The sequence below is a fragment of the Streptomyces sp. NPDC017890 genome, assembly GCF_044328675.1.
Classification (GTDB): Bacteria; Actinomycetota; Actinomycetes; order Streptomycetales; family Streptomycetaceae; genus Streptomyces.
The window spans coordinates 220,180-237,540 of the sequence record NZ_JBIRHU010000007.1 but is presented as its reverse complement, the minus strand read 5'-3'; the positions used below and the strand labels follow the sequence as shown (position 1 = coordinate 237,540).

General features: G+C 70.7%; 13 protein-coding genes and 2 pseudogenes. 10 read left to right on the top strand and 5 right to left on the bottom strand.

Going from position 1 to position 17,361, the window contains the following annotated elements; all coding sequences use genetic code 11:
* Nucleotides 1–178 precede the first annotated feature (178 nt).
* From ACH4F2_RS11835 to ACH4F2_RS11815, 5 genes are all read left to right on the top strand, one after another.
* The gene (locus tag ACH4F2_RS11835; RefSeq protein ID WP_398132553.1) at nt 179–1,495 is read left to right on the top strand and encodes an ABC transporter substrate-binding protein; all 1,317 of its coding nucleotides are present in this window, start codon (nt 179–181) and stop codon (nt 1,493–1,495) included.
* A complete protein-coding gene (locus ACH4F2_RS11830; RefSeq protein ID WP_398132552.1) occupies nt 1,492–2,421 on the top strand; it encodes a carbohydrate ABC transporter permease in 930 nt (309 codons plus the stop codon). The genes ACH4F2_RS11835 and ACH4F2_RS11830 overlap by 4 nt, the downstream gene beginning before the upstream one ends.
* Complete coding sequence (locus ACH4F2_RS11825; RefSeq protein ID WP_398132551.1) at nt 2,418–3,323, top strand: carbohydrate ABC transporter permease; 906 nt, start codon at nt 2,418–2,420, stop codon at nt 3,321–3,323. Before ACH4F2_RS11830 ends, ACH4F2_RS11825 begins: the two co-directional genes overlap by 4 nt.
* A complete protein-coding gene (locus ACH4F2_RS11820; protein ID WP_398132550.1) occupies nt 3,320–4,351 on the top strand; it encodes a LacI family DNA-binding transcriptional regulator in 1,032 nt (343 codons plus the stop codon). The genes ACH4F2_RS11825 and ACH4F2_RS11820 overlap by 4 nt, the downstream gene beginning before the upstream one ends.
* A gap of 138 nt (nt 4,352–4,489) precedes the next feature.
* Nucleotides 4,490–4,897: a MarR family winged helix-turn-helix transcriptional regulator gene (locus ACH4F2_RS11815; protein WP_398132549.1), complete on the top strand. Its 408-nt coding sequence runs from the start codon at nt 4,490–4,492 to the stop codon at nt 4,895–4,897.
* On the opposite strand, the gene ACH4F2_RS11810 is transcribed toward ACH4F2_RS11815, so the two are convergent.
* Nucleotides 4,894–5,295 carry an SseB family protein gene (locus tag ACH4F2_RS11810; RefSeq protein ID WP_398132548.1) on the bottom strand — a complete coding sequence of 134 codons (402 nt, stop codon included), beginning with the start codon at nt 5,293–5,295 and terminating at the stop codon, nt 4,894–4,896. The genes ACH4F2_RS11815 and ACH4F2_RS11810 overlap by 4 nt on opposite strands.
* Nucleotides 5,296–5,580: 285 nt before the next feature.
* Here ACH4F2_RS11810 and ACH4F2_RS11805 point away from each other — a divergent pair, with 285 nt between their 5' ends.
* The 3 genes from ACH4F2_RS11805 to ACH4F2_RS11795 all read left to right on the top strand — a co-directional run bounded on the left by ACH4F2_RS11805 (nt 5,581) and on the right by ACH4F2_RS11795 (nt 8,312).
* The gene (locus ACH4F2_RS11805) at nt 5,581–5,907 is read left to right on the top strand and encodes a DUF2795 domain-containing protein (RefSeq protein ID WP_398132547.1); all 327 of its coding nucleotides are present in this window, start codon (nt 5,581–5,583) and stop codon (nt 5,905–5,907) included.
* A 214-nt stretch (nt 5,908–6,121) separates the two neighbouring features.
* A complete protein-coding gene (locus ACH4F2_RS11800; protein ID WP_398132546.1) occupies nt 6,122–6,715 on the top strand; it encodes a hypothetical protein in 594 nt (197 codons plus the stop codon).
* Nucleotides 6,716–6,866: 151 nt separating this feature from the next.
* Nucleotides 6,867–8,312 carry a glyceraldehyde-3-phosphate dehydrogenase gene (locus tag ACH4F2_RS11795; RefSeq protein WP_398132545.1) on the top strand — a complete coding sequence of 482 codons (1,446 nt, stop codon included), beginning with the start codon at nt 6,867–6,869 and terminating at the stop codon, nt 8,310–8,312.
* Nucleotides 8,313–8,376: 64 nt separating this feature from the next.
* On the opposite strand, the pseudogene ACH4F2_RS11790 reads toward ACH4F2_RS11795, so the two are convergent.
* A pseudogene (locus ACH4F2_RS11790) lies at nt 8,377–8,511 on the bottom strand (N-acetylmannosamine-6-phosphate 2-epimerase); the annotation flags it as partial.
* Between the two features lie 181 nt (nt 8,512–8,692).
* Between ACH4F2_RS11790 and ACH4F2_RS11785 the strand changes: the two are divergent.
* The gene (locus ACH4F2_RS11785) at nt 8,693–10,933 is read left to right on the top strand and encodes a hypothetical protein (RefSeq protein ID WP_398132544.1); all 2,241 of its coding nucleotides are present in this window, start codon (nt 8,693–8,695) and stop codon (nt 10,931–10,933) included.
* Nucleotides 10,934–11,021: 88 nt separating this feature from the next.
* On the opposite strand, the gene ACH4F2_RS11780 is transcribed toward ACH4F2_RS11785, so the two are convergent.
* On the bottom strand, nt 11,022–14,405 hold the full coding sequence (locus ACH4F2_RS11780; RefSeq protein WP_398132543.1) for a CARDB domain-containing protein: 3,384 nt from the start codon (nt 14,403–14,405) through the stop codon (nt 11,022–11,024).
* A gap of 380 nt (nt 14,406–14,785) precedes the next feature.
* Nucleotides 14,786–16,231, bottom strand: coding sequence for an argininosuccinate synthase (gene argG, locus ACH4F2_RS11775; RefSeq protein WP_398132542.1), 1,446 nt, complete (start codon nt 16,229–16,231; stop codon nt 14,786–14,788).
* A 121-nt stretch (nt 16,232–16,352) separates the two neighbouring features.
* Between argG and ACH4F2_RS11770 the strand changes: the two are divergent.
* A pseudogene (locus tag ACH4F2_RS11770) lies at nt 16,353–16,566 on the top strand (helix-turn-helix domain-containing protein); the annotation flags it as partial.
* A gap of 22 nt (nt 16,567–16,588) precedes the next feature.
* Here the strand turns inward: ACH4F2_RS11770 and ACH4F2_RS11765 are convergent.
* The gene (locus ACH4F2_RS11765; protein WP_398132541.1) at nt 16,589–17,203 is read right to left on the bottom strand and encodes a DUF6629 family protein; all 615 of its coding nucleotides are present in this window, start codon (nt 17,201–17,203) and stop codon (nt 16,589–16,591) included.
* Nucleotides 17,204–17,361: the final 158 nt, after the last annotated feature.

Here is a 17,361-nt window from a genome sequence, read left to right as displayed (position 1 = left end):
TCTCCCGTTGTGATCGATCAATTGGGAACGTGCACACACACCTTCAGCGGTGCGAGCCCAACATAACCGCACAGCAACAACCATTGACAAGTGTCCGGGATGTTTCTCTACTGTGAACGCTCACAGAAGCATGGCAGGTCTCCGCAGCAGGCGGAGGCCCAGGTCAGGGGAGAGTTCCATGCCGTACACGAAGCGCCGCCGCCTGGTGACCTCCGCCGTCGCCGTCGCACTCGGTGCCACCACCCTCGCCGCCTGCGGCTCGTCCGACGACGGCGACGCCCAGTCGGGTCCGGTCTCGCTGACGTACTGGACCTGGACGCCCGGCATGGACAAGGTCGTCGACCTGTGGAACAAGGGCCCGGGCAAGGAACAGCAGATCACCGTCACGGTGAAGAAGCAGGCCTCCGGAGACACCCTGGTCACCAAGATCCTCACCGCGCACAAGGCCGGGCAGGGGCCCGACCTGGTGCAGGCCGAGTACCAGGCACTGCCCACACTGGTCAGCAACGACGCACTCGCCGACATATCGGGCGAGGTGGGCGACGTGAAGGGCAGGTTCGCCGAGGGCGTGTGGCAGCAGACCACCCTGGGCACGGACGCCGTCTACGCCGTACCGCAGGACATCGGGCCGATGATGTTCTACTACCGCGAGGACCTGTTCAAGAAGTACGGCCTCGACGTCCCGGCCACCTGGGACGAGTTCGCCGAGACCGCGCGCAAGCTGAAGAAGGCGGCTCCCGACAAGGACCTCACCACCTTCTCCGCCAACGACTCCGGCCTCTTCGCCGGCCTCGCCCAGCAGGCCGGCGCCAAGTGGTGGTCGACCGAGGGCGAGAAGTGGAAGGTCGGTGTCAACGACGAGGCGACGAAGAAGGTCGCCGAGTTCTGGGGCGGTCTCGTCAAGGAGGGCGCCGTCGACAACCAGCCGATGTACACGCCCGCCTGGAACAAGGCGCTCAACACGGGCAAGCAGATCGCCTGGGTCAGCGCCGTGTGGGCGCCCGGCACGCTGACCACCGCCGCGCCCGACACCAAGGGCAAGTGGGCCATGGCCCCGCTTCCGCAGTGGTCCGGCGGCGAGAGCCGCACCGGCAGCTGGGGCGGCTCCTCCACCGGCGTGACCACCGACTCGAAGCACAAGGACGCGGCCGCGAAGTTCGCCGAGTGGCTGAACACCGACCGGGACGCGCTGAACGCCCTGGCCAAGGAGGGCGGCATCTACCCGGCCTCCACCTCGGCCCAGCTCAGCGGCGCCTTCACCAGCCCGCCGGAGTTCTTCTCCAACCAGCCGGACTTCTACACCAAGGCCGCCGACATCGCCGAGACGACGGCGCCGGCCGCCTGGGGACCGAACGTCAACGTCGCCTACACGGCCTTCAAGGACACGTTCGGCGCCGCCGCCAAGGACAAGTCGGACTTCGCCGCCGCCCTCGACACCATGCAGGAGGAGACGGTCGCCGACCTGAAGAAGCAGGGTTTCGAGGTCGCCCGGTGACCAGCACGACAGCACGCCGCAGGCCGTACGGGGTCAAGGGCGCCCCCTATGCCTTCCTCCTCCCCGCGGTCGCCCTGTTCCTGCTCTTCTTCGCGCTGCCCATCGGCTACGCCGTCTACCTCAGCTTCCGCAAGGTGGAGGTCTCCGGGCTCGGCCTCGGCGCCGGTGCCCGGCAGGAGGTGTGGGCCGGCTTCCAGAACTACACCGACGCCCTCGGCGACAACGAGCTGCTGGACGGAGCACTGCGCGTGCTCGCCTACGGCTGCGTCGTCGTGCCCGTCATGCTGGGCCTGGCCCTGCTGTTCGCGCTGATGCTCGACTCCGAGAAGGTCCGGTTCACCGCGGTCACCCGGCTCGCGATCTTCCTGCCGTACGCCGTTCCCGGCGTGGTGGCGGCACTGCTGTGGGGGTTCCTGTACCTGCCGGACGTCAGTCCCTTCTACTTCGTGCTCGAGCGGCTCGGTCTGCCGCAGCCGGACCTGCTGGACGGCGGTCCGCTCTACCTCGCCCTGTCGAACATCGCGATCTGGGGCGGCACCGGCTTCAACATGATCGTCATCTACACCTCGCTGCAGGCCATCCCGGCCGAGGTGTACGAGGCGGCGAAGCTGGACGGCGCCTCCCCGCTGCAGATCGCGCTGCGCATCAAGATCCCGATGGTGGCGCCGTCGCTGGTGCTGACGTTCTTCTTCTCGATCATCGCCACGCTCCAGGTGTTCAGCGAACCGACCACCCTCAAACCGCTCACCAACTCCGTTTCCACGACCTGGAGTCCGTTGATGAAGGTGTATCAGGACGCCTTCGGCAAGGGCGACATCCACGCGGCTGCGGCCCAGGCGGCGATCATCGCGCTCGTCACCCTGGTGCTCTCCTTCGGGTTCCTGCGGGCCGCCAACCGCCGCAACAAGCAGGAGGCAGCACGATGAGTTCTCTTGCCGTCCGCAAGGCACAGCCGGCGGCGGGCACCACGCCCGGCACCGCCCAGGGGCCCCCGCTGCGCCGCCGTATCGCGCTGGTCCCGACGCTCACACTGCTGCTCGGCGCCGTCTACTGCCTGCTGCCGGTGGCCTGGGTGGTGATCGCGGCCACCAAGTCGGGCAGCGAACTGTTCTCCACCTTCACCTTCCTGCCGGGCACGGGCTTCGCCGACAACGTGGGCGACCTCAGCGCCTACCGCGACGGCGTCTACTGGCAGTGGATGGCCAACTCGGCCCTCTACGCCGGTCTCGGCGCCCTGCTGTCCACGGTCGTGTCGGCGTTCAGCGGTTACGCGCTGGCGATCTACCGCTTCCGCGGCCGGGAGACGCTGTTCAACGTACTGCTGGCGGGCGTGCTGATGCCTCCGGTGATCCTCGCCGTCCCGCAGTACCTGCTGCTGGCCGAGGCCGACCTGACGGACTCGTACCTGTCCGTGCTGCTCCCCCAGATCCTCTCCCCCTACGGTGTCTACCTGGCGCGCATCTACGCGTCGGCGGCCGTGCCCGCCGACGTCGTGGAGGCCGGGCGGATGGACGGGGCGAGCGAGTGGCGGATCTTCACCCGGGTCGCGCTGCCGATGATGGTGCCGGGACTCGTGACGGTGTTCCTGTTCCAGTTCGTGGCCGTGTGGAACAACTTCCTGCTGCCGTACATCATGCTCAGCGACGACGAGAAGTTCCCGATCACGCTCGGTCTGCACACACTGCTGGAGCAGGGCGCCAACACGCCCGCGCTCTACACGCTGGTGATCACCGGTGCCTTCCTCGCGGTGTTTCCGCTGGTCGCCCTCTTCCTGGTCGTCCAGCGGTTCTGGAGCCTCGACCTGCTCTCCGGGGCCGTAAAGTCGTGACCATGAGCAACACGGGGGGCCGGCGGCGACCGCCTACGATCCACGACGTGGCGCGCGAGGCGGGAGTGTCGCGGGGCACGGTGTCACGGGTGCTCAACGGCGGGCACTACGTCAGTCCGGCCGCGCAGGAGGCCGTCAACGCGGCCATCCGCAAGACGGGTTACGTCGTCAACCGGCACGCCCGGTCGCTGATCACCGGGCGGTCGGACTCGGTGGGCTTCCTGCTCACCGAGCCGCAGGAGCGGTTCTTCGAGGACCCCAACTTCAACGTCCTGCTGCGCGGCTGCACCCAGGCGCTGGCCGCGCACGACGTCCCGCTGCTGCTGATGCTGGCCGGGACCGAGGACGAACGCCGGCGCATCACGCGGTACATCACGGCGGGTCACGTCGACGGGGTGCTGCTGGTGTCCAGCCACTCGGGGGACCCGGTCGCCGAGGAACTGCGCGCGGCGGGGGTACCGCTGGTGGCGTGCGGCAAGCCGATCGGGCTGGGCTCGAAGGTGAGTTACGTGGCCGCCGACGACCGGGACGGCGCCCGCGACATGGTCCGCCACCTGCTGTCGCTGGGGCGGCGGCGGGTGGGTGTGGTCACCGGTCCGCTCGACACCCCGGGCGGAGTGGAGCGTTTGGCCGGCTACAAGGAGGTGCTCGGCGAGGCGGGCGTCGGGTTCGACGAGCGGCTCGTCGTCTCGGGCGACTACAGCCGGGCGAGCGGCGAGGCGGGGGCGGAGCGGCTGCTGGCGCGGACCCCGGACATGGACGCCGTGTTCGTGGCGTCCGACCTGATGGCGCAGGGTGTGCTGGCCGCGTTGCAACGGGCCGGTCGGCGGGTGCCCGAGGACGTGGCGGTGGGCGGTTTCGACGACTCCCCCGCGGCGGTCGCCGCCAGTCCCGAGCTGACCACCATCCGCCAGCCCTGGGACCGGATCAGCGCCGAGATGGTCCGGGTACTGCTGGCCCAGATCGGCGGGGAGGACCCGGCGGCGGTGATCCTGCCGACCGAGCTGGTGAAGCGGGACTCGGCCTGATCCGTGTTTCCCCGTGTCTTCCTCGCGTGTGTCCCTGGGCTTGCCTGAGGGCTTGTCCGAGGGCGTCCTCCGCTCGTTCCTTGCGCGCGCACTAGTTGCACAGTCAATGAACAGTGGTTTCGGTGTTACCGTGCACGTATGGCAGTCATGACGGCCGGTGCGCGGCTCGAGGAACGGTGGCGAGAGATTCTCTCGCTGCACGCGCGCACGATGTGCGAGATCGACCGCGCATTGCACCCGCACGGCCTGGGGGCGAGCGACTTCGAGGTGCTGGACCTCCTCGTGGCCGAGGGGCCCGAGGAGGCCGCCCAGTGCCGGGTGCAGAACCTGGTCGGCCGGGTCCACCTGAGCCAGAGCGCCCTGTCCCGGCTCATCGCCCGGCTGGAGAAGGACGGGCTGGCGCAGCGCACGATGTGCGCGGAGGACCGGCGCGGTGTGTACGTCGCGCTGACCCGCAGAGGCCGCGATCTGCACGCCGAGGTCCTGCCGCTGCAGCGGGCCGTACTGGCCCGCATGCTCGGCGGCGACGAGCCCGCCCACCCCTAGGGACGGGCCAGCAGGGTACGGACGCCGTCCGACGTCAGCGTGAGGCGGTGCTCCGAGCCCGCGTCGATGGACAGCGACAGGTCGTCGGCCGGCCACTGCGCGGCGAGGGCGCCCAGCGGCACCATGCGGTAGCGGGAGACGTACGGCAGCAGGTCCGCCATCTCCAGCTCCGAGGTGAACACGGGCACCACCTGACGGCCGCCCTGCTGTTCCAGTACCGGCAGTGCCAGCATCCCGGGGTCGGCGGCGTCCTGCTCGCTCGCGTCGTCGGGCACCGGGATGAGGACATCACTGCCCGCAAGGGTGTCGAGCGCCGCCGTGTCCTCGGTGTTCTCGGCGAGTGTGTCCAGCGCGCGCCGGGCGGGCGAGACGGAGTTGTCGTTCGCGGGTGTTTCCATGACTGGTCCCTGGTAGCGGCGGTGATGGGGCCCGCCCCGATGATCGGCACGGGACGGTCCAGCCTCGCGTACCCGATCGTCCACGGCGCAATCCTGTTCGACGCCCTGCGTAGAAGTACTCACATTCGGTCGGGTTCGATCGAGAAGTTCGAGAACCGCAAGGTATGCCGGAGATCCGCACGGTGTGCCGGAGATGTGAGTGATGGTGCTCATGCGGTTACCCGGCAGGTCTCCGAGGACTCCCGGAGATTCCGGGAGTCGAGGCACCGACCGGGAGAAGTGCTCATGTCCCACACCACCAGCGCCCGTGAGGTGGTCGACGCCATCAAGGGCGTCGACTTCCCCGCGGGCAAGGACGACCTGATCCGGGCGGCGCGTGAGGCGGGTGCCTCGCAGGACGCCGTCGCCGCACTGCGCGGCATCCCGCCCGAGAGCTACGCCAACCGCGAGGAGGTGGCCCGGTCGGTGCGCGTGGACCCCGCCTCCGACCTCGGCACGTCTGCGGCGCAGCGCGCCGAACAGGCCCGCGCGGGCGGCAAACCGGGCCAGTCGCAGCATCTGCGCGAGGTGCCGAAGCCGCCCGTGGAGGAGGAACTGGACCGGGACCGCTGACGACGCGGAAGACGGGGCCCGGCCCGGCGCGCGGGCCCGCCGTCCTCGTCCTGCGCCGGCCGGGCTCCCGGTCGGCGCACAGCGTCGCGTGCGCCCCCTCGGTACCCCCGGAGCACACCCGAAACAAACCCAAAGCACCCAACGCGCCCGCAACCTTTCGGTCAATCGGCTCGTCTCACCCATATACCCGAACTTGCACACACCGGGGGACACAATGCGACGAAGCAGAACAGCATGGGTGGCGGCCGTACTCGCGGGCGCCGCCTTGGGGACGGCCACGGTCTCGGCCGACGCGGCCCCGGGCACCGACGCGCGCGGCACCACACACACCACGGCATGCCCCACCGGCTGGGGCAGCCTCGACAAGACCCGCGTCGCGGGGACGACGTCCCCGGTGAAGGACGTCAGGACCGCGCACCACGCGTGCTTCGACCGGTTGGTCGTCGACGTACCCGGTGCGAGCGCCGGCCGTCTCGGCTACCTCGTCCGGTACGTCGACCGGCTGCACCAGGACGGCTCGGGCCGCCCGATCGCGATGGGCGGCGGAGCGGTCCTGGAGATCAGGATCGCCGCACCCGGCTACCGCCCCGAGACCGGCGCCGCCACATATCCCGGCCGGGCGGACCGGCCCCTGCCGGGTGTGGACCTCACCGGCTACCGCACCTTCAGGGACACCCGGTTCGCCGGGAGCTTCGAGGGCGAGACACAGATCGGGCTCGGCGTCCGTACCCGGCTGCCCTTCCGGGTACTGGCACTGGACGGCCGTGTCGTGGTGGACGTCGCCCACTCGTGGAGCGGGACGCGCTGAACACCGGGAGCCCGGCAGTGCCCCGCTCCGGGCACGCGCCGGTCTCCACCGGCGCGCACTGGCACTCATCTGATCAGCAGGGGGCCCACTTGATCGATCAGAAGGGCGGTCGGGTTACCATATGAGCGCCGCCTAGCTCGAAAGATGAGACGTGACTGCCAACGACGACTCGTTCACCAACTGGAAGAACCGCGAGGAGATCGCGGAGTCGATGATCCCGATGATCGGGAAGCTGCACCGTGAGCGGGACGTCACCGTCCTGCTGCACAGCCGCTCCCTGGTGAACAAGTCGGTGGTCAGCATCCTCAAGACCCACCGCTTCGCCCGCCAGATCGCCGGCGCGGAGCTCTCGGTCACCGAGACGATGCCCTTCCTGCAGGCCCTCACCACGCTCGACCTCGGTCCCTCGCAGATCGACATCGGCATGCTCGCCGCGACCTACAAGAGCGACGACCGCGGGCTGACGGTGGAGGCCTTCACCGCCGACGCCGTCGCGGGGGCCACCGGCGCCAACAAGATCGACCGGCGCGAGGGCCGCGACGTCGTCCTGTACGGCTTCGGCCGCATCGGCCGGCTCGTCGCCCGCCTGCTCATCGAGAAGGCCGGCTCGGGCAACGGCCTGCGGCTGCGCGCCATCGTCGTCCGCGGGGGCGGCGAGCAGGACCTCGTCAAGCGCGCCTCGCTGCTGCGCCGCGACTCCGTGCACGGCCAGTTCCAGGGCACGATCACCGTCGACGAGGACAACAGCACGATCCTCGCCAACGGCAACGCGATCAAGGTGATCCACGCCGACGACCCGACGCAGGTCGACTACACGTCGTACGGCATCAAGAACGCCATCCTCATCGACAACACCGGCAAGTGGCGCGACCGCGAGGGCTTGTCGAAGCACCTGCGCCCGGGCATCGACAAGGTCGTCCTGACCGCGCCGGGCAAGGGCGACGTCCCCAACATCGTCCACGGCGTCAACCACGACACCATCAAGCCGGACGAGCGGATCCTGTCCTGCGCGTCCTGCACCACGAACGCGATCGTCCCGCCGCTGAAGGCGATGGCCGACGAGTACGGTGTGCTGCGCGGCCACGTGGAGACGGTCCACTCGTTCACCAATGACCAGAACCTGCTGGACAATTACCACAAGTCCGACCGGCGTGGCCGCAGCGCGCCGCTGAACATGGTGATCACGGAGACGGGTGCCGCCTCCGCCGTCGCCAAGGCTCTCCCTGACCTCACGGCGAAGATCACCGGCAGCTCGATCCGCGTGCCCGTACCGGACGTGTCGATCGCGATCCTCAACCTCCAGCTGGCCCGCGAAGCCACCCGCGAAGAGGTCCTCGACCACCTGCGCGACGTGTCGCTGACCTCGCCGCTCAAGCGCCAGATCGACTTCATCAGCGCCCCCGACGCGGTCTCCAGCGACTTCATCGGCTCGCGCCACGCCTCGATCGTCGACGCCGGCGCGCTGAAGGTCGAGGGCGACAACGCGATCCTCTACCTCTGGTACGACAACGAGTTCGGCTACTCCTGCCAGGTCGTGCGCGTCGTCCAGCACGTCTCCGGGGTGGAGTACCCGACGTACCCGGCCCCGGCGGTCTGATCGCGGCAGTACGCGGCGCGGGGCGGTGGGAGGTCTTCTCCCACCGCCCCTCCCGCATGCCGGGACAGGACGTGAGGCCCTCGACGAACAGGCGGGTCAGCGCGGTCGGTGCCGTGATGGCGGTGCCGACGACGACGCTGTGCGCGCCCGCCGCGAGGGCCCGCGCGGCCTGCTTCGGCGTCGCGACCCCGGCGGCGACGGACCGCCCCGGCGGACATCGCCGCACTGCGTACACCCTCAGCAGGACATGGCCGCTGAGGAGGTCCTGAGCGGAGGCTGACCCGGCCGGCATCGGCCGGCAGGTCCGGGGCATGCGTGTGATGGCGTTCTGTGCTCGGACGCCGTGTCGCACGACGGTCGGCCGGAACGAGAATGGGGCCATGGACGAACTGGTTCGGCGTCCGCCCCGGCGTTCGCCCTGGGCCGAGGCGCTGATCTGGTGCGTCGCGGTGCTGAGCCTGACCGTCCTGGCCGCGGCCGCCGTCGTGCGCAGCACCGTGCTCGATCCGGAGTTCTACGGCCAGGTGCTGGAGGACGAGCGGGCCTACCAGCGGTTCTACGACGAGGTGCTGGTCGACCCGGCCAGTACACCTCTGGCCCAGGAACTGCTGGACCGGCTGCCCGTTCCGCAGTCCACCATCACCTCGAACCTCAAGGTCGTGATCCCGCCGGAGACGCTGCGGGCCATGGGGGACCGCCAGATCGCCGAGGTGATCCACTACCTGGAAGGGGACCGCGACCGGCTGCGGGTCACGGTCGACCTGGAGCCGGTCGTCGCGAACGTCGACCGGCTCAGCCAGGCCTACTTCGGCGACGCCGTCGCCGCCCTGCAGCAGAGGTCGGAACCCGACTTCCAGGCCTTCGTGCAGCGCCTGTCCGAACTGGCGGCACAGGTGGTGGCCGGTGAGGCGCCGCTGGAGGGCCTGCCGTCGCTGCCGCTCTCCCACAGCCAGGCGGTCGCGGCCACGGACACGCTGATGCGACTGGCGCCGTCGGCCGCGCGCCCCGGCCTCAGGCCCACCGTGGAGACGGCGCTGTACCGGGGAGACCTGGCCGCGGCACTGGCCGCACTCGCGCCGGTCGCCCTGACGGACCGGGTCCGGGCAGCCGCCGCGGAGTTGCTGCGGGAGGCGAACGAGGGCACCTGGGTCATCACCGTCGATCTCGGCTCCCAGCGGGAGGCGCTCGCTCCGGTGGAGCGCGCGCGTCACGTCACCCGCCTCTTCCAGGAGGTGGTGGAACCGGCGGCGGCCGTGCTCTGCGCCGCCGCGCTCACGCTGCTGTGGTTCTCCACGCCCTCCCCCGCCAAGCGCAGGCTGATGCCGCTCGGCTGGGTGCCGGCCGCCTCCGCGTCCCTGATGGCATTGACGGTGCTCCTCCTGCGTCTCACACTGGGCGACGCGCTGTTCGGCACCCCGTCGTCATGGCCCCCGGCGGCGTCGTCCCTCCTGGGCGACATCCAGGCGACCGCTCTCGACCGGCTCCTGACCACCGCCACCGTCGTCGCGGTGATCCTGCTGGCCGCGGGTGCCCTGCTGATCACCGTCGGGTGGGTCTGGCAGACCAGGCCCGGTGTGCCGGTCCTCACCGATCCTCGGCACGGCCCGCCCCTGACCCTCGCCGTGACGGCGTGCGCGCTCGTCGGCACGATGCTGGCACCGGTGGCGATCACCGGCTCCGCACCGCGCGTCTGCCAGGGCAGCGTCGAGCTGTGCGACGCCCGCTACGACGAGATCGCCCAGCTTGCGTCGCACAACGCCATGGCCACGACGGCGGACCGGTTCATCGGCCCCCTCCAGGACCCCGACATCGTCGGCCAGCTGGGCGCCGGGGCACGCGTCCTGCTCCTCGACACCCACCGGTGGGAGCGGCCCGAGCAGGTCGCGGACCGGTTGAGCACCTCGGACTTCTCCCCCTCGCTGCGCCGGCGGCTCACCGGGATCCTGGAGCGGGTGAACCCTCCCCACCCGGGCCTGTGGCTGTGCCACTCGGTGTGCGGTGCCGGAGCCATCGAGCTGGAGCCCGCACTGCGGCAGATCGGTGAGTGGCTGCGCGCGAACCCCACGGAAATCGTCACCCTGATCCTCCAGGACGGCGTCGGTCCCGTGGAGAGCCAGAGCGCTTTCGAGCGGGCCGGACTCTCCGACCTGCTGTACGAGCCTGACCCTGACCCGGACCGCCCGTGGCCGAAACTCGAGGACATGATCGACAGCGGCCGGCGCCTGGTCGTCTTCGCGGAGAAGGCCGACGGACCCGCGCCGTGGTACCGGAACTTCTACCGGTACGGCATGGAGACGCCGTTCGCGTTCCGCAGCCCGGACGAGATGTCCTGTCTGCCGAACCGGGGCGGCGCGGACAAGCGGCTGTTCCTGCTCAACCACTTCGTCACGGCGGGCGGTGGCCGGCGGCTGGACGCCGGGATCGTCAACTCACGGCAGCGGGTGCTGGAGCGGGCGCGCACCTGTGAGCGGCGGCGCGGCAGACCGGTCAACTTCATCGCGGTGGACTACGCGACGATCGGCGACGCGCTCGGCGCGGTCGACGAGCTCAACGCCGAACGCCGGCGGGACGATTCCCGCTTCCCCGCCGGACGGTCACCGGACAGGCTCCCCGGCGCGTGAGGAACGCGACGGCGCGCCGCCCGGCGACGCGATGGTGCTTCGCGTCGCCGGGCGGGTGCTGCCGGCGGTGCCGGACCGCCGGCCGGTCTCACCGGTTGATCTTGAACTGCGATCCCGGTTCGATCGTCACGTCTCCTTCGGCCGAGTCGGTGATGGTGACGTCGGTGAGGGTGGCGCTGCCGCGGGCGCCGCCCATCGCGAGGATGCCGGAGCCGTTGTTCGACTTGTCGATGCGGACGTTGTCGATTTTCACGTCCGGTATCGCGCCGCCTCCCGTCTTGAACTGGATGCCGTCGTAGGTCGAGTCGAGGATGTCGGTGTCCCGGATGGTCACGCCCGGGATGTCCTGCCCCTGCGCGAAGAGAGTGATGGCGCCGAACTCCTGGTCCTCGTTCCAGAACGCGCCCCCGGTCCGGTGCAGTGCGTTGCCCGCGATGAGGGTCTGCCCGGAGAAGGGCAGCGGGTCGTGGTCGGTGGCGAGCATGATGCCGGGGTAGTTCATGGTGTCGGAGATGACGTTGTTCTCGATGGTGTTGCCGTGACCGCCGTACACCGCGATGCCGTTGGCCCGCCACGGCAGCTGGATCGTGTTGTTGCGGAAGTGGTTGTCGTGGCCGACGTCCACGGAGGTGTCCTTCACGTACTTGCTGGCCCAGACCGCGAGCGAGTCGTCGCCGGTGTTGCGGAAGGAGGAGTTGTGGACCGTGGAGTTGCGGGTGCCGTTGGCGAAGTTGATGCCGTCGGCGTAGGTGTTGCGGACGCGCATGCCGGTGAACTCCAGGCCGTCACCGGGGCCCCACAGCTCGGGGATGTTCGCGTAGTCTCGGCCGGCCCAGACGCCGACGTTGGCATGCTCGATCCACACGTTGCTGATCTTGGTGTCCTTGCCGAAACGGCCGTTGAGCCCGACGCCGCCCTCGTGGCTGCCGTCGCCGCCGCGGATGGTGCCGGAGCCGAAGATGGCGATGTCGGAGATCTGGGTGTTGTGGTCGATGTCGAAGCCGAAGTTGCCCTCGTGCGGGTGGTTGATGCCGCCGGCCTCGTGCGGCGGGGTCAGGGTGTACAGCTGGGAGTGCCACATGCCCGCGCCGCGGATGGTGACGTCGCGGATGCCGACCTGGTTGTGCTGTCCCCGGTTGAGCGGATCGTCGGTGAGGATCTTCTGCTCCTGGCGCCACTGCCCGGCCGGGATCCACACACAGGGGATCTGGCCGTTCTGGTCGGCGGTGACGGCGCGCTGGATGGCGTCGGTGTCGTCGAGTCCGTCGCCGGGGACGGCCCCGTACTCGGTGATCGAGGCGCAGTTCGCCGGCTTGGGCGCCGGGGGCGCGACCTGCTCCAGGTCGATCAGGTCGATGACGTGGAAGGCGGCCGAGTCGCCCGCGTCGCGCTGGAGGCGGAACTCGGTGCCCTGCGGGAAGGTCTTGGACAGCAGCGCGTGGGACTCGTCGAACAGCCGCCGCGCGTCACCGCCGGGCCGGTTGGTGAGGCCCTCGGGGTCGTCGGTGTCGCCGTACAGCCAGCTGTGCTTGGACGACAAGGTCAGTTTCTGTACGAAGGCGCCGTCGGCGTAGAGGCTGATCGTGGCATCCGCTCCCCCGCCGCCGGGGGCGTCGGGGACGGAGCCCCGCACCACGATGGAATTGGTGGGTGCGGTGGAGGTGAACTCGACGTACTCGCCGGTGGAGTCGAGCCGGACGGACTCCCGGCCGGACGACTCGGTGCCGAAGTTGGTGTGGCCGAAGGTGCGCTTGGCGTCGGTGGTGAGCAGCGTGCCGTTGTGGCGGCCGTCCTCCGCCTCGTACTCGGTGTAGGGCACGGCGGCGCCGCGTCCGACGACGAGGGATTTGGCGAGGACGTTGTTGTCCTCGTTGGTCTCGGCGACTACGCCGGTGGCGTCGGCCGTGGCGGAGAGCGTGACGCCACCGCCGGTCGCCGTCCAGACGCCGCTGATCGGCACGTTCACCGTGGCACCCGCGGCCACTGCGCCGGTCGTGCCGTTCAGGGTGGTGGTGCCGGCCTGGAGCCGGGTCACCGAGCCCGCCTCCACGGCGCTCGTGCCGCGGTTGTGCACGGCGACGGTGAAGGAGACGCGGGCGCCCACGGCCGGGCCGGCCGGGTCGCTGGTGATGGAGCGCACCTCCAGGTCGGGACCGGGAGCCCGGTCGACGACCAGCCGGTCCTTGGCGGCGCGGCTGTTGTTGGAGTCGTCCAGTTCGGCGACCGTGCCGCGCGGGTCCACCACCGCGGCGACCGCGTAGCCGCCGGCCGCGTGGGTGCCGGTGGAGACGGCGACCTCGGCGGACTCACCGGGGTCGAGCGCGGGCACCTCGGCGCTGCCGGCGGCCGTCCCCTCCACGGTGACCTCGGCGGTCGTCGCGGCCGAACGCGCGGTCCCGGCGTTGCGGACCGTGGCGTTCACGGTGACCTCGTCCCGCTCGGAGGGGGTGGCGGGTGACCAGTCGAGGCCGGTGACGGTCAGGTCGGGCGCGGGGGCGGCGGTGCCGACGACCTGGAACTCGGCGACCTGGCCACCGGGCGCACCGGTGTTGGAGAAGAGCCTGAGGCGGACGTCGGCCACGCGGCCGGTGACCGGGATGGTCACCGTGTTGTCCGTGCCCGGGCTGAAGGAGTAGTCGGCGCGGGCGCGCAGCGAGCTGAAGTCGCTCTGGCCCTGCGCACGGCCGAGCACCTGGATGCTCTGGGTCCGGGCGGCCCAGACGGGGTCCGGGTTCAGCTTGGCGACCACGGCGCTGATGTCCGCGTCGGCGCCGAGCCGTACGGTGAGGTCGGCGGGGTGGCCGGCCGCTTCCCAGTAGGTGGAGGTGGAGTCGTCGGTGGCGTTGGCCGCGACGTAGGAGTGGACCGACGAGGTGGCCTCGGCCGGCTTGTTGCGGGCCAGGTTGGTGCCGGTGGGAGGCGGCTCGGTGACCACTTCCTCGCCGTACACCTCCAGTTCGGCCAGCTGCGCGGCGTTCCAGCCGGTGTTGCCGGTGACGTGGACGCGGACGTAGCGGGCGTCGGAGGGGGAGGTGAGGCCGACGGCGACGGTGTTGGCGCGGTCCGGGCCGAACGCCCGTGCGGCCGAGGCGGCGAGGGTGCGGAAGGTGGAGCCGTCGGTGCTGCCCTGGAGGGAGAGGCTCTGGCTGCGGCTCTCCCAGCCGGCGGGCAGTTTGAGGACCACCCGTTCGACGTTCCGGGCCTCGCCGAGGTCGACCTGTACCCACTGGGGGAAGGAGCCGGCCGGGCCCTCCCAGTAGGACGCCTGGGTGCCGTCGGTGGTGTTGCCGGCCGGGTAGGCGCTGTGCGAGCCGCCCGCCGTGGCCGGGCGGCCGAGGGCGAGGTTGACGTCGGAGGCGGCCGTCGCGGCGTGCGCGCCGGCCGCGAAGGGCAGCGGGAGCAGCCCGACCGTCATCAGCCCGGCCACGACGGCGCCCGTCAGCGACCGTCGGCCGAGGGGTCTCCATCTCATGGGGGTCCTCTGTTCCGTGGGGAGTCGGGGAGCGCGACGGGCCGGCGGGGAGGGGGAAGCACCGACGCACCGACCATGCGCGCCAATTGAGCAGGACAGTCGATTCTTTGCGGAAAGTGCGTCATCAGATTTCTAGCGCGTCACCGGTTTGTCAACAGTCTCTGTTCCGACGGGAATTGACACGTAAACAGCTTGCGAGACTTGCGGGCTGCTTGCGTTCATGATGACCTGGTGAATCAGTACCGCAGGAGCGTGTGAGCGCCTGTCGAACCTCACACCGCACGCAAGTCATGCATCAAGTCGAGAAACAGAAGGGCCGGCCCGACGCCCGTAGGCGTCGAGCCGGCCCCTTGCCGGTGAGGAGTCCCCCGGGGGACTGGTCAGTCCGTGCCGGACTCCATCGCGGCGCGGTCCAGCAGCTCGTCGTCGCCGGAGACCTCGCCGCGGGAGGCGATGGCCTGCGCACCGCCCTCCGGCATGGCGCCGATCAGCCCGGTCGCGGCGGCCTGCGCGGCACCGATGGCGGGGTTGGCGGTGCCGATCAGGCCGAGCCCGGCGTACTGCTCCAGCTTGGCGCGGGAGTCGGCGATGTCGAGGTTGCGCATGGTGAGCTGGCCGATCCGGTCCACCGGGCCGAACGCGGAGTCCTCGGTGCGCTCCATCGACAGCTTGTCCGGGTGGTAGCTGAACGCCGGGCCCGTGGTGTCGAGGATCGAGTAGTCCTCACCGCGCCGCAGCCGCAGCGTGACCTCACCGGTGACCGCCGAGCCGACCCAGCGCTGCAGCGACTCCCGGATCATCAGCGCCTGCGGGTCCAGCCAGCGGCCCTCGTACATCAGCCGGCCAAGACGCCGCCCCTCGGTGTGGTACTGGGCGAGGGTGTCCTCGTTGTGGATCGCGTTGACGAGGCGCTCGTAGGCCGCGTGCAGCAGGGCCATGCCGGGCGCCTCGTAGATGCCGCGGCTCTTGGCCTCGATGATCCGGTTCTCGATCTGGTCGGACATGCCCATGCCGTGGCGGCCGCCGATGGCGTTGGCCTCCATCACCAGGTCGACCGGGGAGGCGAACTCCTTGCCGTTGACCGTCACCGGGCGGCCCTGGTCGAAGCCGATCGTGACGTCCTCGGCGGCGATCTCGACCGACGGGTCCCAGAACCGCACGCCCATGATGGGCTCCACGGTCTCCACGCCGGTGTCGAGGTGCTCCAGCGTCTTGGCCTCGTGGGTGGCGCCCCAGATGTTGGCGTCGGTGGAGTACGCCTTCTCCGTCGAGTCCCGGTAGGGGAGGTCGTGGGCGAGGAGCCACTCCGACATCTCCTTGCGGCCGCCGAGCTCGGTCACGAAGTCCGCGTCCAGCCACGGCTTGTAGATCCGCAGCTGCGGGTTGGCCAGCAGGCCGTACCGGTAGAACCGCTCGATGTCGTTGCCCTTGAACGTGGAGCCGTCGCCCCAGATCTGGACGTCGTCCTCGAGCATCGCCCGGACGAGGAGCGTGCCCGTGACGGCACGGCCGAGCGGCGTGGTGTTGAAGTAGGCACGCCCGCCCGAGCGGATGTGGAACGCCCCGCAGGTGAGCGCGGCCAGGCCCTCCTCGACCAGCGCCGCACGGCAGTCGACCAGGCGGGCGATCTCGGCGCCGTAGGTCTTCGCACGGTCGGGCACCGAGGCGATGTCGGGCTCGTCGTACTGACCGATGTCGGCGGTGTACGTGCAGGGGACTGCGCCCTTGTCACGCATCCACGCGACCGCGACCGAGGTGTCGAGGCCGCCCGAGAAGGCGATACCGACGCGCTCGCCGGTGGGGAGGGAGGTGAGGACCTTGGACATAGGAAGAGTATGCATGATTACGCATGACCATGCAAAGCCGATCGGGGATGACTCCGTCACCGGGCCGGCATCGGGGCGTACCGGTACTCCAGGACGTCCTCGATCCGTACTCGAGGACGTCCCCGCGCGGGAGGACACCGCGAGGGCCGGGACCCGCCTCGCCGAGGAGCTGGGGACGACGGGGATCGGCGACAAGACCGTCGCCGCTCGGTCCGGAGGCCTGTCCCGGGAGACCGTCCACCAGCGGCCACGGACGATCGAACGGCTGCTCGGCCGTGACCTCGAGTCCGGCGAGCAGCGCACGGGAGCTCCACGTGGCGTTGCAGGCACTCGACGCCTGCGGGGCCGCCGACCCGCTCACCGCGCCCGGCGTCGGTTCACCCAGCCGAACAGGACCACCGAGCACACCGCCGCGAACGCGCACCAGGTCGAGACGAACTCGAGCCGCCACAGGGCCCAGCAGATCAGCGCGCCCGCCCCGGCCAGGTACCCCAGCACGCGCAGGCCGCGGTCGCCGGACAGCAGCAGGGAGCCGACCGTGGCCACCAGGTAGCCCGCGACCAGCAGCTCGGCGCGGGGCAGGTCCACCACGTAGCCGATGGTGTGACCGCGGATCTCCGCCCGCACGGGACGGGTGGCCAGTACGTACGAGAGCACCGTCGCCGTCGCCGCTCCGGCGGCGAGGGGCACGGTCAGCCTGCGCCGCGCGGACCCCGGCGCGGCGCACAGCACGCCCGCCGGCACCCACAGGGCGAGCAGTGGGAGGGCCATGACCGTCCAGGCCAGGGTGGCCGGACCGGTCCCTCCGTCCGAGGCCCAGACCGCCGCCTCGACCGTCTGGTGGACGCCGAGCAGCAAGGGCAGAGCGGCCAGCGGAAGGTCACGGCCACCGCGTGCCCGCACCACGCAGGCCGCGCCGACGGCGGCGACCCCGACGCCCGCCACGAGGTCGGCCTCCGCGCTCCAGCACATCCTTGCGTCCTCGGGTCGGCCGACGGGCCCTCCATCCTCACCGATCCGGTGGGGCACGGCGGGCGTCGACACGGCCGCCGGCGACAGCCGCCTCCGCGGCCCGCTCCCCGGAACGGGCGGTGCCCCCCGGGTCGCCGGGGTGGCACCGCCCGTGGGAC

What these genes read in the sequence shown, in the direction of transcription:
- ACH4F2_RS11835 (WP_398132553.1), top strand. Translation starts at nt 179, where the DNA reads ATGCCGTACACGAAGCGCCGCCGCCTGGTGACCTCCGCCGTCGCCGTC.
- ACH4F2_RS11825 (WP_398132551.1), top strand. Translation starts at nt 2,418, where the DNA reads ATGAGTTCTCTTGCCGTCCGCAAGGCACAGCCGGCGGCGGGCACCACG.
- ACH4F2_RS11815 (WP_398132549.1), top strand. Translation starts at nt 4,490, where the DNA reads ATGGCAGTCATGACGGCCGGTGCGCGGCTCGAGGAACGGTGGCGAGAG.
- ACH4F2_RS11810 (WP_398132548.1), bottom strand. Translation starts at nt 5,295, where the DNA reads ATGGAAACACCCGCGAACGACAACTCCGTCTCGCCCGCCCGGCGCGCG.
- ACH4F2_RS11805 (WP_398132547.1), top strand. Translation starts at nt 5,581, where the DNA reads ATGTCCCACACCACCAGCGCCCGTGAGGTGGTCGACGCCATCAAGGGC.
- ACH4F2_RS11800 (WP_398132546.1), top strand. Translation starts at nt 6,122, where the DNA reads ATGCGACGAAGCAGAACAGCATGGGTGGCGGCCGTACTCGCGGGCGCC.
- ACH4F2_RS11785 (WP_398132544.1), top strand. Translation starts at nt 8,693, where the DNA reads ATGGACGAACTGGTTCGGCGTCCGCCCCGGCGTTCGCCCTGGGCCGAG.
- ACH4F2_RS11780 (WP_398132543.1), bottom strand. Translation starts at nt 14,405, where the DNA reads ATGAGATGGAGACCCCTCGGCCGACGGTCGCTGACGGGCGCCGTCGTG.
- argG (WP_398132542.1), bottom strand. Translation starts at nt 16,231, where the DNA reads ATGTCCAAGGTCCTCACCTCCCTCCCCACCGGCGAGCGCGTCGGTATC.
- ACH4F2_RS11765 (WP_398132541.1), bottom strand. Translation starts at nt 17,203, where the DNA reads ATGTGCTGGAGCGCGGAGGCCGACCTCGTGGCGGGCGTCGGGGTCGCC.